This window comes from Halomonas sp. MCCC 1A13316, assembly GCF_014931605.1.
Lineage (GTDB): Bacteria > Pseudomonadota > Gammaproteobacteria > Pseudomonadales > Halomonadaceae > Halomonas.
In genome coordinates, this window is record NZ_CP053382.1 from 2933332 (window position 1) to 2948894 (window position 15563).

Sequence of the window (15563 nt, forward strand, 5' to 3'; positions counted from 1 at the left end):
ACAGCAACGAACGAAATACGTAAAAGATTTGACAACATTGGAGTGTGCTTCAAAGATGACAGCCATCGAACAATGAACCGAAGCCGATAGGTGGCCCCCATGTCCTCCCCTGCCGATGAAGCCCGCGACTTCCTCGACCGTAATCCCGACGTGGACAGCGTCGACCTGCTGATCAGCGACTTGAACGGCGTGCTGCGTGGCAAGCGCATTCCCCCCGACAACCTCGAGAAGGCCTTCCGTGACGGGGTCAACCTGCCAGCCTCGGTGTTCGCGCTGGATATCCTGGGCAACACCATCGAGGCCACGGGCCTGGGCCTCTCAATCGGCGACAGCGACCGGGTCTGCCGCCCAGTGTCGGGCAGCCTGATGCCGAGCCCCTGGCTGCGCAACGGCCGCCAGGCGCAGCTGCTAATGACCATGACCGAGGCCGACGGGGCGCCCTTCTTCGCCGACCCCCGCCAGGTGCTCGCCCGGGTGCTGGAGCGCTTGCGTCACGCCGGACTGACGCCGGTGGTGGCCGTGGAGATGGAGTTCAGCCTTGTCGACCGCCGCCGCGATGCCCTGGGCATGGTCCAGCCGCCCTGCTCGCCAGCGACCGGCGAGCGCGCCGCGCAGAGCCAGCTCTATTCGATCAACGAGCTCGACGAATATGCTGAGTTGCTCGAGGAGATCCATGCTGCCGCACGGACCCAGCAGCTGCCGCTGGACACCGCCCTCAAGGAGTGCGCCCCGGGACAGTTCGAGATCAACCTGATCCACTGCGATGATGCCCTCGCGGCCAGCGATAGCGCGGTGATGCTCAAGCGCCTGATCAAGGGAGTGGCCTTGCACCATGGTTTCGAGGCCACCTTCATGGCCAAGCCCTATGGGCAGGAGGCCGGCAACGGCACCCACGTCCATATCAGCCTGCTCGACGAGGCGGGGAACAACGTCTTCGCGGCCGCGGATGAAGCCCCGCTCGGCACACCGCTGCTGCAGCACGCCGTGGCCGGGCTGCTCGAGCTGATGCCTCCCTCCATGGCGCTCTTCGCCCCCAACCTCAACTCCTTCCGCCGCTTCCAGCCCGGACTCTATGTGCCCATGGCTCCGACCTGGGGCTACGACAACCGCTCGGTGGCGCTGCGTATCCCCTCGGGGCCAAATGCGGCACGGCGCATCGAGCACCGCGTGGCCGGCGCCGACGTCAACCCCTATCTGCTGCTGGCGACCCTGCTCGGCGCCATCGACCACGGTTTGCAGCAGCGCTTGACGCCGCCGCCCGCCATCACCGGCAATGCCTATGAGCAGGTGGCGCCCAGCCTGACCAACAGCTGGTGCCGGGCCCTGGACCTGCTGGAGCAGAGCGAGCCCTTGGCCGAGGCACTGGGCGCAGACTTCCTCGCGGTCTTCCTGGCCAACCGACGAGCCGAGCGGGAACAGGCCATGCAGTCTGTCAGCAAGCTCGAGTACGATTGGTACCTGCGCCACGTGTGACGTCGAGCGCCCTCTACTCCATGCTCGCCGGAAGAGCATTGTCGCGTCATCGCGACATCAACCGCGCGAAGCGGAAGGTTTATTCGAGGAGGCGCATTCCCTGTTCGATATCGGCGGCAATGGCGTTGCAGAATCCCTCCCTGTCTCCCCGGGACAGGGCCTGTGTCACGTCGCGATGATGGTCATCAGCGATGCTTGATGCGCCCCAGCGAGTGCCGATCTGTCGCATGCTGGGCCCGTACTGCAGCCAGAGGAGCTCGACCAGGGGCAGCAGGACCCGGGAGCGGCTGCGTCGATAGATCAGGAAGTGGAAGCGATGATTGCCACGCATGTACGCCTGCATATCGCCTGCTTCGATGGCCGCATTGATCCGTGTATCGATGCTCTCGAGCGCAGCCAGATCCTCGGCGTTCAGCCAGGGGAAGGCTTGGCGGGAGAGTTCGGTCTCGAGGCTCTTGCGTGCAAACAGCACCTCGTGAAAGCGCTCGCGACTCAGTTCGGGGACCCGGATCTTGCGGCTGTCGGAGAAGACCAGTGCCCCCTCTGTCACCAGCCAGCGCAAGGCCTCACGGGCGGGCATCGCGCTGGTCCCGTACTCGGTGGCGATACGGCGTATCGAGATCAGGTCTCCCGGCGCAAAATCCCCCTCGCAGAGCCTCTTCCGCAGCTCTCGATGCAGCCGAGTGGCGGCGGTATCCGGCGAGAACCCTTCGCCCTGTGTCTGTAGCTCCATCGGCTTACCATGTCGTTGTCATACACCCCGCCAGCATACCCCAAACTGGCCCAGTGCGGCTCCGCCCCGCGCCGGGTTGCCACTCTCGCAAGGCCCTGCTAATGTGATCACACATATGTGATCACATCTTTTAGCGAGTATTTTCATGTCCCAATCGCGCCCCCCTTCCTACTACTCCGCGTCCGTCATCAGGGAATCTGACTACCCCGTCCTCGAGGGCAACCACCGTGTCGACGTCGCCATCGTGGGTGGCGGCTTCACGGGCGTGGCCATGGCCGTCGAGCTAAGCGAGCGGGGCTATCGGGTCGCGGTAATCGAGGCGAACAAGATCGGCTGGGGGGCCAGTGGGCGCAACGGCGGCCAGGTCACCGGGAGCTTGTCCGGCGAGGATGCCATGCGCCGCCAGATGTGTCGCACCCTCGGCGATGAGGCCGCCGACTTCATCTGGGACCTGCGCTGGCGCGGTCAGCGCATCATCCGTGAACGTGTCGAGAAGTACGCTATTCCCTGCGACCTCAAGCACGGCCATCTTCAGGCGGCCTACCAGCCGAGCCACCTGAAGGCATTGCGTCGGGACTACGAAGCCTCCCAGTCCCACTGGATCGGCGAACATGTCCATTGGCTGGACAAGGCAGAGGTCGAAGAGGTGCTCGGCACGCGGCTCTACCATGGTGCCATCCGCAACGACTACAACATGCACCTCCACCCCCTGAACCTCTGCCTGGGCGAGGCCCAAGCAGCGGCAAGCCTGGGGGCCAGGATCTTCGAGGCGTCCCCTGTGGTGGAGGTGGTACATGGTGAAACCCCCGCCGTCATCGGCGAACATGGCCGCGTTGAAGCCGATAGCGTGATCCTGGCCGGCAACGCCTACCACCACCTCGAGCGCCGGCGGCTCGGCGGCAAGCTCTTCCCCGCCTCGCTCGGCATCGTCACGACCGCCCCGCTGGACGAGGCCACCGCCAACGCGATCAACCCCCAGGACCTGGCCGTCTACGATACTCGCTTCGTGCTCGACTACTACCGCCTCACCGCTGACAGGCGGCTACTCTTTGGAGGCGGAGCCAACTACTCGGGAAGGACATCAGCCGACATTGCCGCCGAGCTGCGCCCGCGGCTGGAGCATACCTTTCCTCAACTCGAGGGCGTGGCGCTCGACTTCCAGTGGCAGGGACTCGCCGGGATCGTGATCAACCGCGTGCCGATGCTCGGCAAGCTCTCCCCCCATGTCTACTACGCCCAGGGCTACTCGGGACACGGCATCGCCACCTCGCATCTCGTTGGCGAGATCCTCGCCGAGGCGATCGACGGCAGCCTTCGGGAGTTCGATGCCTTCGCCGATGTCCGTCACTGGCGCGTCCCGTTCAGCGACCGCCTCGGTAACACCCTGCTGGCTGCCGGCATGTGGTACTACCAGCTGCTGGAACGCCTGCGCTGAGCCCCCACCACCCTCACACAATGACAAGATCGAGGAGGTATTCATGGAAGCCAATGATAAGGTGATCAAGCAGGGCGCCCGCCCGTGGCAGCGCTGGATGGTCATGATAGCGCTGGCCGGCGCCTTGGCCGCCGTCATTAGCGCCGTGGTCGGCACCAGCGGTGCCGAATCTATCGACGGGCCCTTGATCCTCGTCCCGACGGGCCTCGTGCTGCTGCTTGCCCTGTTATCCAGGCGCGCGCTTGAGCCGCTGGTGTTCGGCGCCTTCGCCGGCACCCTGATGATGAACCCCACCAATGCGCTGAGCAGCCTCTCCGAGAGCCTGATGAGCGTGATGACTGATGAGGATGTCGCCTGGGTCATCATGGTCTGCGGCCTGATGGGCAGCATCATCGCCCTGCTGCTGAAATCGGGCTCGTCCCAGGCCTTCGCCCGGGCCATGATGCGCTACACCACCGACAAGCCACGAGCCCTGATGGGCTGCTGGTGCATGGGGATCGTGCTGTTCGTCGACGACTACCTCAACTCGCTGGCTGTGGGCACCTCGATGCGCAAGATCACGGACCACTTCAAGACATCACGCGAGATGCTGGCCTACGTCATCGACTCCACCGCGGCACCGATCAGTGTGCTGATACCCATCTCCACCTGGGCGGTATTCTTCGGTGCCCTGATCGAGAAGAACGGTGTTGCCGAGAACGGTCAGGGCGTGATGACCTATATCCAGGCCATCCCCTTCATGTTTTACCCATGGATTGCTGTGGCCATGGTGCCGCTGGTCATTTACGGCAAGATTCCTCTGATCGGGCCGATGAGAAGCGCGGAACGTCGCGCTGAAAGACAGGGACAATGCGTGCCGCCCGGGGCCGAGCACATCGACGAGGACATTGCCCACCTCGAGGCAGATGCCAGGCACAAGGGCAGCGTCTGGTCCTTCCTGCTGCCCATGGCCTCGCTGGCCTTCTTCACTTGGTGGTTCGACCTGGATTTCCTGATGGGCATCTTCGTCACCCTGGCCGGGATGATCGTGGCCTTCATCGCCCTGAAGATGCTGTCCGCCAGCGAGACCTTCGACAATATCCTCGAGGGCTTCAAGTCGATGATCGATGCCCTGGCCGTGCTGGTGGCGGCCTTCCTGTTCAACGAGGTCAACACGGCGCTGGGCCTCAATGAGTACATCATCACCACGGTAGAGCCGCTGATCTCCGCCGAGTTGTTGCCCTTCATCATCTTCACCATCATGGGCTTCGTCTCCTTCGCCACCGGCTCGAACTGGGGCGTGTTCGTGATCATCTTGCCCATCGTCGCCACCCTTGGGCACAACCTGGGCGCCGACATGACGCTGGTGATCGGCGCCACCCTATCGGCCAGCACCTTCGGCAGCCATGCCTGCTTCTATTCGGATGCCACGGTGCTAACCTCCCAGGCCAGCGGCTGCACCCCCTTCCAGCATGCCTTCACCCAGCTGCCCTATGCGGCACTGGCGGGCCTCCTGGCCGCCGGCGCCTACCTGGTACTCGGGTATCTGTGAACGAGGAGGTCTTGCCGTGAACGACGCTCACTGAACACCTCCTGGGCCGGCGGCGCTCCCGGCGACGCCGGCCCTCGCTCCGGACGTCTGGGGCGACTTGCCCCCGACAAAGACAGCGCCCCGGCCATCACAGGCCGGGGCGCTGTCTTTCATGACGAGATGGACCTCGCTCAGCCACCTTGCGAGGAGACGGCATTCCACTGCGGCTGCCCCTCCTCGAGCAGGACCGGTCGCCCTGGGGCGGGTTGTCCTGGCGACTGGTCTCCACCGTCTCGCCAGGTGACCTCATAGCCTCGGTCTCCTGACGGGTGTCGATCACGGTGCAGATGGTGAGCCAGGTGGAATACGCCTGGTATCTACGCAACGTATGATGCAATGCCGTCGCCCCGACCGGGGACGGGGCGACGGCCACGGGGATGAACGTCAGCCCTCGGTGCTGGCCAGCGGCAGGTCCCAGCGCGGCTGGCCCTCCTCGAGCAGCACGCGGTTGCCCTGGGGCTGGTGATCCAGACGGGAAACCTGGGTCGTTTCGCCGCGACGCCAGGTCACGTCATAGCCGACGGTCTCTACCGAGCTGTCCGTGACCGTATGGCACTGGCGTTGCGTGGTGGCGTAGGTCTGAGTCTGGTTGGCCTCGATGCGCCCCTGAATCTCGCGCCCGGCAAAGCCACCACCGACCACGCCTGCCACGGTGGCCAGCGTCTTGCCGCTGCCTCCCCCGACCTGATTGCCGAGCAGGCCACCCACCACGGCCCCCGCCGCGGTGCCGGCAATGCGATGCGGATCGCGGCTGGGCGCCTGGGCCTGCTGATGCACTACCACGTCTTCGCACACTTCACGCGGCGTCTCGACGCTCCGGGTCACCGGCTGCACCGCGACGACCTCGGCGAACTGCGGCCCACTCTCGCTCGACACCTGCTGCACCTGCCAGGCGCCGAAGCCCAGGCCGCCAAGACCCAGCACGCTCAGCGTGGTTCCGATCACGATCGACTTGTTCATGTCACTCCTCCAGCAGGGCGATATGCCGCCCCGGGCTTATAGGACTCGGCTCGATACGATGTGCAAGAGAAGAGACGTGACGAGCAGCGGTTCCGTGCCACCCGATAGAGAATTTCAGTATACGCTGAGGTTGGCCCCCGTTAAGCGCAGCAAAGCGGCTTCCACATTTTCTGACCCGGTGTCCGCCGCCGGCGACACTTCACAAACCGAGCCGATCCCGCGTCGCGTAGTACCAGGCCCCCAAAGCCGAGAATGGCACTCGCAGCAGCCTTCCGCCGGGGAACGGCAGATGCGGCAGGCCGGCGAAGGCATCGAAGCGCTCGCTCTCGCCGCGCATAACCTCGGCGACAAGCCGCCCTGCCAGGTGCGAGCAGGTCACGCCATGCCCCGAGTAGCCTTGGGCGTAGTAGACGTTGTCGTTGAGGCGGCCGAACTGCGGCAGGCGATTGAGCGTCATCAGGAAATTGCCGCTCCAGGCGTGGTCGATGCGTACCTCGGCCAACTGCGGAAAGGTCTTGAGCATCTTGGGGCGGATCACCGCGGCGATGTCCGAGGGATCCTGGCCGCCGTAGTTGACCCCGCCGCCGTAGAGCAGGCGTCCATCGTCGGTGAAGCGATAGTAATCGAGTAGATAGTTGCAGTCCTCCACTGCCATGTCGTGGGGAATCAGCTTACGACGCAGCTCATCGGGCAATGGCTCGGTAGTAATGACCTGCGTGCCGCATGGCATCGACTTGCCCTCAAGTTCCGGCAGCACTCCTTGCAGGTAGGCATTGCCGGCCATTACCACGCGTCGAGCGCGTACGCTGCCACGCGGCGTGCGCAGCGTGACGGCATCGCCATGACGCACCTCGAGCACCGGCGTGTGCTCATGGATGATACCGCCCAGCGACTCGCAGGCTGCGGCTTCTCCGAGCACCAGGTTGAGCGGATGCAGATGACCACCGGAGTGATCCACCAGCGCGCCGACGTAGCGCTCGCTTCCCACTTCGCGCTTGTACGTCTCGCCCTCCAGCAGTTCTAGCTGACGGTTGCCATAGCGCTCCCATAGCGCTTTGTGCTCGCGCAGCCCCTCGAACTGCTTGCGGTTGCAGGCGGCAAAGAGATTGCCCTCCTTCAGGTTGCAGGCGATACCGTATGTCTCGATGCGCTGACGTATGATGCGGTTGCCCTCGAAGGCCATGTCGCCGAGCGCCCGAGCGGTCTCGGCCCCATACCTGGATTCGATCACGTCCATGTCGCGACTGTAGCTGTTGACGATCTGGCCGCCGTTGCGCCCCGAGGCACCGAACCCCACCCGTGCGGCTTCCAGCACGACTACCTCGACCCCCTGTTCGGCGAGATGCAGCGCCGACGAGATGCCGGTAAAGCCCGCTCCGATCACGCACACGTCGCACTCGACGTCACCCTCGAGGGCGGGACGCTCGGGTGCCGGGTTGGCCGTCGCGGCATAGTAGGACGCCACATGCTCGGTGGCAGCACGGGTCGACATAATGTCACCTCACTTGAGTAATAGATTTACCTACTAGCCGTCATATCCTGCAACACCGCCTGGCGCCGCCGCGCCTCGCTGCGCCGCATCAGATACCATGCAATGAAGGTGGCGAGCGATACCGCCAGGATGATCAGCGTGGCCAGGGCATTGATCTTGGGCGACACGCCGAGGCGCACCGAGGAGAACACCACCATGGGCAGCGTGGTCGCCCCCGGGCCGGAAACGAAGCTGGCGATCACCAGGTCGTCGAGCGACAGAGTGAAGGCCAGCAGCCAGCCTGCTGCCAGGGCCGGCGCCATCACCGGCAGGGTGATCTGGAAGAAGGTGCGGACCGGCCTGGCACCGAGGTCCATGGCGGCCTCCTCGATCGACATGTCTACCTCACGCAGACGCGAAGCCACGACCACCGCCACGTAGGCACTACAGAAGGTAGTATGGGCGATCCAGATGGTCACCATGCCACGATCCGCCGGCCAACCGGTCAGCTGTGCCATGTGCACGAACAGCAGTAGCAGCGACAGGCCGGTGATTACCTCGGGCATCACCAGAGGCGCGGTGATCATGCTGGAGAGTGCGGTCTTGCCGCGGAAGCGAGCGAAACGCACCATCACGAAGGCAGCCAGCGTGCCCAGACACACCGCCATGGAGGCCGAGAAGAAAGCGATACGCAGGCTGGTCCAGATGGCCGAGAGAATCTGCTCGTCGCGGAACAGCTCCACGTACCAGTGCGCCGAGAAGCCTGCCCACACGGTGACCAGCCGCGACGAATTGAACGAGTAGATCACCAGGATGAGCATCGGCAGGTAGAGAAATACCAGTCCAGCGACCAGCATCAGCGTGGTGAATGATGGCTTGCGCATGGTCACTCCTCCAGCTCGCGCGACTGGTAGCGATGGAACAGGGCGATGGGAACGATCAGGATCGCCAGCATCACCATTGCCAGCGCCGAGGCCACTGGCCAGTCGCGGTTGTGGAAGAACTCCTCCCACAGAACCTTGCCGATCATCACCGTATTGGGACCGCCGAGCAGCTCGGGAATCACGTACTCTCCCACTGCCGGGATGAAGACCAGCATCGAGCCGGCGATGATGCCGCCCTTGGAGAGCGGCAAGGTCACCTTGAGAAAGGTGTTGAGCTTGCGCGAACCGAGATCCGACGCCGCCTCCAGCAGCGAGCCGTCGAGCCGGGTCAGGTTGGCATAGAGCGGCAGCACCATGAATGGCAGGTAGGCATAGACGATGCCGAGGATGACGGCAAAGTTGGTGTTGAGCATGCGAATGGGCGAATCGATCAGCCCCGACCAAAGCAACAGATTGTTGACCAGCCCGTTGTTGCTGAGGATACCCATCCAGGCGTAGACACGGATCAAAAACGAGGTCCACGACGGCAACATCACCAGCAGCAGCAGCACCAATTGCCAGCGAGCCGGAGCGCGGGCCATGGCGTAGGCCATGGGATAGCCGAGCGCGAGGCAAAGTACGGTAGCCAGCAGGGCGATCTTCACCGAGCCCCAGTAGGCAAGGACGTAGAGCTGGTCGGTGGCAAGGAACAGGTAGTTGCCGAAGGTGACGACGACGTTCAGCGTCTGGTTGGCGTAGTCGAAGATAGCCCCATAGGGGGGTATCGAGATGGCCGCCTCTGAAAGACTGATCTTGAGTACGATGCCGAACGGCAGCAGAAAGAACAGAGTCAGCCACAGTAGCGGCGCGGCAATGACCCAGCCACGGCCAGGCTTGAGCAGCCGCCGCAGGCGAACGGTGAGGTTAGTCATGCAGATCTCCCGGAGTCATTCGCTCAGTCGTGCAAGACGACCGCGCTGTGCGCGTCCCAGTGGACGAAAACCGGCTCGTCCCAGTGCGGCCTGTCACCGCGCCGCTCGATATTGGCCATACTGGCCTTGACCAATTGGCCGCTCTCGATGCGCACGTAGTAGACCGAAAAGCCGCCGAGGTAGGCGATATCCTCGATGGTGCCCGCCGCCCAGTTGTCTTCGCCCGTTGGCCGCTCGCGGGTCAGCCAGGTCTTTTCCGGGCGCACGGCGACCCAGACGCGGCGTTCGTTGGCCTGGGTACTGACGCCATGGTCGATGCGGATCGAGCGACCCAGCGCCGGGCTGTCGATCACACAGTGATCGGCTTCGTCGGCGACGATTTCGCCCTCGAACAGGTTCACGGTGCCGACGAACTCCGCCACCATGCGATTGGCCGGGCTCTCGTAGACATCCATCGGCGTACCCACCTGGGTGATCCAGCCGTCGGCCATGATCGCCACGCGGTCGGCCATGGTCATGGCCTCCTCCTGATCGTGGGTGACCATGATGCAGGTCACACCTACGCGCTCCAGGATCTGCACCACCTCGAGTTGCATCTCGGTACGCAGCTTCTTGTCCAGCGCCCCCATCGGCTCATCGAGCAGCAGTAGCTTGGGTCGCTTGGCCAGCGAACGCGCCAGTGCCACGCGCTGTCGTTGGCCGCCCGAGAGCTGGTGCGGCTTGCGCCGGGCGAATGCCTCCATGTGGACCAGCTTGAGCATCTCGTCCACGCGCTCGTCGATCTCGCGTCGCGGCAGCTTGTCCTGCTTGAGACCGAAGGCGATGTTCTGTGCCACCGTCATGTGCGGAAACAGCGCATAGGACTGGAACATCATGTTGATTGGACGCTCATAGGGTGGCATGGCGGTGATGTCCTCGCCGTCGAGCACGACCTGCCCTTCGCTGGGCTTCTCGAAGCCGGCCAAGATACGCAGCAGCGTCGACTTTCCCGAGCCGGAGCCGCCCAGCAGGGCGAAGATCTCGCCGCGACGAATCGACAGGCTGACGTCATCCACCGCCAAGACGCCGTCGAAGCGCTTGCTGACGCGGCGAATCTCCATCAGTTCCTCACCGCGGGCCTGGCGTGGCTTGCCGGGCGCCTCATAGGCATGCACAGCGCTTTCGACGGTTCGTCGCGCAGGTTCCGAGGCTTGAATCCGGGTTTGCGGCATCACAGCATCTCCTGTGGCAAGCAAGCGTTGGTCAGCTTTGCCGGCCCAGCAGGGCCGGCACGGAGATCAAATGCCGGACTTCACCCGGTTCCAGGTGCGCGTGCGCACTCGCTGCACTGCCAAAGGCTTTTCTTCTTGTACGTACAGGTTATCCATCACCTCCTCATCGGGATAGATAGAGGTGTCGTTGAGGATCTCGGGGTCGAGGAACTCGTTGGCGGCGATGTTGGGGTTGGCGTAGACCACGTACTCGGTGATGGCTGCGGCGATCTCGGGCTCGAGAATGAAGTTGATGAAGGCGTGGGCGTTATCGGGATTGGGCGCATCGGCGGGAATCGCCATCATGTCGAACCACAGCGCCGCGCCTTCCTTGGGAATGGTGTAGGCGATGGTGAAATCCCGCCCGGCCTCCTCGGCGCGGTAGGCGGCCTGGAAGATGTCGCCGGAGTAACCCGCCGCCACGCAGATGTCCCCGTTGGCGAGGTCCGAGATGTAGCGCGACGAGTGGAAGTAGGTGATGTTGTCGCGCACCGCAGCAATCAGATCCCCAGCTGCCTCGATATCGGCGGACTCACTGGAGAGCGGCGAGAGCCCCAGGTAAGCCATGCCGGCGGAGAGCATGTCGTCGCCGGTATCGAGCATGGCGATGCCACAGCCGCCCTCCTTCAATGCGGTGGTAACCTCGGGATCGAAGATCAGTGCCCAGGAGTCGAGCGGCGCATCCTCGCCGAGGATCTCGGTGACGCGTTCGACGTTGTAGCCGATCCCGTTGGTGCCCCACATGTAGGGAATCGAGTACTGGCTGCCCGGATCGATCGACTCCAGCTGCTCCATCAGTTCGGGGTTGAGGTTCTTCATGTTTGGGATCTTTTCGTGATCCAACTCCTGGTAGACCCCGGCGCTGACCTGGCGGGTCAGGTAGTAGTTGGAGGGCACCACCACATCGTAGCCTGAGCGGCCCGAGAGCATCGCCGCGTCGAGTACCTCGTTGCTGTCGTAGACGTCGTAGATCACCTCGATACCGGTGGCCTCAGTGAACTTCTCCAAGGTGTCCGGCGCGATGTAGTCCGACCAGTTGTAGACCCGCACTTCATTGGCCTGGGCGGCGCTGGCGACCATGGCCAAGGAACCCAGGGCGACGGCTAGAGTCAGCTTGCGTTGACGTGACATGATGACACCTCTTGTTTGCATTGTTGTCGTAAGTCCGGCCATGACCCCGGCCAGGCACTTCTCTTCCCACTAGACGCTCAACAGCAGGAACTCCCTCTCCCATGAGCTGATGACCTTCTTGAAGTTCTCGTTCTCCACCCGCTTGACCGCCACGTAGCCGGTGACGAAACGATGCCCCATGTAGCGTTCCAGCTCGGCGCAATGCTCCATGCGCTCCAGTGCCTGCTCCAGCGTGAACGGCAAGCGCAGGTTACGACGCTCGAACGCCCGGCCCTGCACCGGGGCAGAAGGGTTGAGCTTTTGCATCATGCCGAGGTAGCCGCACAGCAGGCTGGCAGCGATGGCGAGATAGGCATTGGCGTCGGCGCCGGGCAGGCGATTCTCGATACGTCGGTTCTGAGGCGTGGAATCGGGTACGCGCAGGCCACAGGTACGGTTCTCCTCACCCCACTCGACGTTGACCGGTGCCGAGGTGTCAGGCAGGAAGCGGCGGAAGGAGTTGACGTTGGGCGCCATCAGCGGCAACGCCTCGGGAATGAAGCGTTGCATGCCGCCGATATGATGGAGGAACAGCTGGCTCATGGAGCCATCCTCGTTGGCGAATATGCTCTTCCCGGTCGTCGCATCCAACACACTCTGGTGGATGTGCATGGCGCTGCCGGGTTCGTTGGTGATCGGCTTGGCCATGAAGGTGGCCACCACATCATGCTTCAGCGCCGCTTCGCGCAGGGTGCGCTTGAACAGGAACACCTGATCGGCCAGCATCAGCGGGTCGCCGTGACGGAAGTTGATCTCCATCTGGGCGGTCCCCTCCTCGTGAATCAGGGTGTCGATATCCAGCCCTTGGACCTCGCACCAGTCGTACATGTCCTCGAAGAGGGGATCGAATTCGTTGGCCGCATCGATCGAGAACGACTGACGCCCGGTTTCCTGGCGCCCGCTACGGCCGATGGGCGGCAGCAGTGGAAGGTCGGGATCCTCGCAGCGCTTGGTCAGGTAGAACTCCATTTCCGGCGCCACCACGGGCTTCCAACCCTGTTCGGCATAGAGCGCCAGCACTCGCTTCAACTGGTTGCGGCTCGAGAGTTCGATGGGATTGCCCATCTTGTCATAGCAGTCGTGGATTACCTGGGCGGTGGGCTCGAGCGCCCATGGCACCGGATAAACGGCAGAGATGTCGGGTCGACAGAGCATGTCGATATCGGCTGGGTCGAGCAGCGAGTAGTAGAGCTCGTCCTCGACATAGTCGCCGGTCACGGTCTGCAGCAGTACGCTTTCGGGAAGGCGCATGCCCTTCTCGGCCATGAACTTCGAAACCGGCGTGATCTTGCCCCGAGCGATGCCGGTAATGTCGCTGACCAGGCACTCCACCTCGGTGATGCGTCGCTCCTTCAGCCAGCTTTCCAGGTCTTTCATGGGGAACCTCATTGTGGCCCGTCCCGGGCGTCACGTTCGTTATAGTCGGTCGCGCAACTTGTAGAAGGCGGTGGCGAGTACCAGCAGCGGCGTGCGCAGGCGCTCTCCGCCCGGAAAACGGCGATGGGGCATGGCGGCAAAGACATCGAAACGCTCGCTCTGCCCGGCAATGGTCTCGCCGACCAGCTTTCCGGCCAGCCCGGCCAGCGCCATGCCGTGCCCCGAGTAGCCTTGGGCATAATAGACATTGCTGCCAAGGCGGCCGAAATCCGGCGCGCGATTGAGCGTGATCGCCACGTCGCCGCCCCAGCGATAGTCGATGCGCACGCCTTCGAGTGCCGGGAACAGACGCGCGATCTTGGCGTCCATGCGTTGCTGCAAGCCGCGCGGTTCGCGACCATCGTAGCTGACTTCACCGCCGTAGATCAGCCGCCTGTCGGCCGAGAGGCGGTAGTAGTCGAGGACGAAGTTGGCATCGGAAAGGGCATCGTTACGCGGCAGCACCTGGGAGGCGCGCTCTTCTCCCAACGGCTCGGTGGCGACGATATAGTTGGCTGCGCGCATGACGCGGCCTTCGAGTTCCGGCAACAGCCGCCCCAGATAGGCATTGGCGCCCACCACCACAAAATCGGCCGTGACCTCGCCCTGCGCGGTTACCACAGTGGCAGGCTGGCCACGGCGAACGGTCAGGGCCGCGCTATGTTCGTGAATCGTCACTCCAGCCTGCTGGGCCGCCCGTGCCAGCCCCAGGGTATAGTTGAGCGGATGCAAGTGGCCGCCTTCACTCTCGTGAAGTGCCCCGGGGTATTCCGAGGTCGCCACCCGTTCACGCAGCGCCTCACCTTCGAGCCAGGTGAGCGCCTCGTAACCGTAGTCGCGAGCCAGGCGCTCCTGCATCTGCTTGAGCTCGCGTGCGTGGCGCGGCTTCACTGCGGCATGCAGGTAGCCCCAGGCGAGGTCGCAGGGAATCGCATGCCGCTCGATGAGTTCGGTAGTCAAGCGTACCGCCTCGCGGCTCAGCTCCCAGACCTCACGCGCACGCTCGCGGCCGAGGGCCTGCTCCACGGTGGCAATATCGGTCCCCAGGCCGGGCAGGATCTGGCCACCGCTGCGTCCGGAAGCGCCAAACCCGATCTCGTGGGCTTCGAGCAGTGTCACCGAGTAGCCGCGCTGTGCCAGGTGCAGCGCCGTGGAACAGCCGGTGATCCCACCGCCGATGATGCACACGTCGACACGTCGATGCCCGACAAGCGAGGGGCATGCCTGCTCGAGATGCACCGTGATCGAATCGCGGTAGTAGGATGCGGGTTGGTCGATCTGGGCGGCAGTGGCCATGCTGCATATTCCTGAAGCGGTAAACCAGCTCATTGAATGTTGTTCAGTCTGGCATCATACCGGCAGGGAATGTCAAGTATCCAATAACGAAAGCGACGGGCAGCCTCATGGGCCACACCACAAAGACAGCAAAAAAATATACTTAAAAGAAGTGTTTACGAAAAAACCCAGGCCCAACAAAAAGCTCTTCAGCTGTCCCCCAATGTTTTTCATGTTAAATAATAACCATCATAAGCTTACTCAGCGCACGGCACACACAGGGCAGGCAGGATCGCGCGGCACCTGAAAGTGACGCCACTGTCCGCTCAGTCCATCGAAGGTCGAGAGGCCATGGTGCGGCGTGCCGGCTCCGCTGAGCAGCTTGACCGCCTCCAGCGCCTGGAAGCAGCCGATGAGCCCCACCAAGGGGGCTACCACGCCGCTCTCGGCGCAGCGCAACTCCTCGTCACCGCCCTCTCCGGGCGGATACAGGCAGGCGTAGCAGGGCGAGGAGGAATCGCGGGGGTCGAACACCGCCAACTGACCCGAGAAGCGGATCGCCGCCCCCGAGACCAGCGGCACCCCGACACGCTGGCAGGCGGCATTGATGGCATAGCGGCTGGAGAAACGGTCGGTGCAATCGAGCACCAGATCGACGCCGGAGACCACCCGATTCAGCTTCTCGTCGTCCAGATGCACTTGCATGACCTGGACGTCACAGCCCGGATTCAGCGCCAGCGCCGCCTGGCGGGCGGACTCCGCCTTGTTGCGCCCCAGGTCGGCCATACCATGGGCGATCTGGCGCTGAAGATTGGAGAGCTCCACCTCATCGGCGTCGGCCAGGATCAGGTGGCCCACCCCGGCTGCAGCCAGGTAGAGCGCCACCGGCGAACCCAACCCACCGGCGCCCACCACCAGCGCACGCGAGGCCAGCAGGCGCTCTTGGCCTTCTATATCGATCGCCTCGAGCATGATCTGCCGGCTGTAACGCAACAGCGCCTCGTCGTTCATTGCC

The 15563-nt window shown here is 63.6% G+C and carries 13 protein-coding genes; 3 read left to right on the forward strand and 10 right to left on the reverse strand.

The window, feature by feature from the left end; translation table 11 throughout:
• Positions 1-99: 99 nt before the first annotated feature.
• The gene (locus tag HNO52_RS13555) at positions 100-1473 is read left to right on the forward strand and encodes a glutamine synthetase family protein (RefSeq protein ID WP_197565807.1); all 1374 of its coding nucleotides are present in this window, start codon (positions 100-102) and stop codon (positions 1471-1473) included.
• Positions 1474-1552: 79 nt separating this feature from the next.
• Here HNO52_RS13555 and HNO52_RS13560 read toward each other — a convergent pair whose 3' ends face one another.
• Entirely contained in the window at positions 1553-2206 is a 654-nt protein-coding gene (locus tag HNO52_RS13560; protein ID WP_197565808.1) for a GntR family transcriptional regulator, read from the reverse strand.
• A 145-nt stretch (positions 2207-2351) separates the two neighbouring features.
• Between HNO52_RS13560 and HNO52_RS13565 the strand changes: the two genes are divergently transcribed.
• Positions 2352-3641, forward strand: coding sequence for an NAD(P)/FAD-dependent oxidoreductase (locus tag HNO52_RS13565; RefSeq protein ID WP_197565809.1), 1290 nt, complete (start codon positions 2352-2354; stop codon positions 3639-3641).
• Positions 3642-3684: 43 nt separating this feature from the next.
• The gene (locus HNO52_RS13570) at positions 3685-5172 is read left to right on the forward strand and encodes a Na+/H+ antiporter NhaC family protein (protein WP_232090302.1); all 1488 of its coding nucleotides are present in this window, start codon (positions 3685-3687) and stop codon (positions 5170-5172) included.
• A 423-nt stretch (positions 5173-5595) separates the two neighbouring features.
• Here the strand turns inward: HNO52_RS13570 and HNO52_RS13575 are convergent, their stop codons facing one another.
• From HNO52_RS13575 to HNO52_RS13615, 9 genes are all read right to left on the reverse strand, one after another.
• Complete coding sequence (locus tag HNO52_RS13575; RefSeq protein ID WP_197565810.1) at positions 5596-6171, reverse strand: glycine zipper 2TM domain-containing protein; 576 nt, start codon at positions 6169-6171, stop codon at positions 5596-5598.
• Positions 6172-6370: 199 nt separating this feature from the next.
• The gene (locus HNO52_RS13580; RefSeq protein WP_197565811.1) at positions 6371-7663 is read right to left on the reverse strand and encodes an NAD(P)/FAD-dependent oxidoreductase; all 1293 of its coding nucleotides are present in this window, start codon (positions 7661-7663) and stop codon (positions 6371-6373) included.
• 26 nt (positions 7664-7689) lie between these two features.
• The gene (locus tag HNO52_RS13585; protein WP_232090304.1) at positions 7690-8526 is read right to left on the reverse strand and encodes an ABC transporter permease subunit; all 837 of its coding nucleotides are present in this window, start codon (positions 8524-8526) and stop codon (positions 7690-7692) included.
• Between the two features lie 2 nt (positions 8527-8528).
• On the reverse strand, positions 8529-9437 hold the full coding sequence (locus HNO52_RS13590; protein ID WP_197565812.1) for an ABC transporter permease subunit: 909 nt from the start codon (positions 9435-9437) through the stop codon (positions 8529-8531).
• Between the two features lie 23 nt (positions 9438-9460).
• The gene (locus tag HNO52_RS13595; RefSeq protein WP_442907179.1) at positions 9461-10537 is read right to left on the reverse strand and encodes an ABC transporter ATP-binding protein; all 1077 of its coding nucleotides are present in this window, start codon (positions 10535-10537) and stop codon (positions 9461-9463) included.
• Positions 10538-10714: 177 nt separating this feature from the next.
• Positions 10715-11818: a polyamine ABC transporter substrate-binding protein gene (locus HNO52_RS13600; protein ID WP_197565814.1), complete on the reverse strand. Its 1104-nt coding sequence runs from the start codon at positions 11816-11818 to the stop codon at positions 10715-10717.
• A gap of 69 nt (positions 11819-11887) precedes the next feature.
• Complete coding sequence (locus tag HNO52_RS13605) at positions 11888-13234, reverse strand: glutamine synthetase family protein (RefSeq protein ID WP_197565815.1); 1347 nt, start codon at positions 13232-13234, stop codon at positions 11888-11890.
• Between the two features lie 39 nt (positions 13235-13273).
• Entirely contained in the window at positions 13274-14569 is a 1296-nt protein-coding gene (locus HNO52_RS13610) for an NAD(P)/FAD-dependent oxidoreductase (RefSeq protein WP_197565816.1), read from the reverse strand.
• A gap of 240 nt (positions 14570-14809) precedes the next feature.
• The gene (locus tag HNO52_RS13615; RefSeq protein ID WP_197569233.1) at positions 14810-15559 is read right to left on the reverse strand and encodes a HesA/MoeB/ThiF family protein; all 750 of its coding nucleotides are present in this window, start codon (positions 15557-15559) and stop codon (positions 14810-14812) included.
• Positions 15560-15563: the final 4 nt, after the last annotated feature.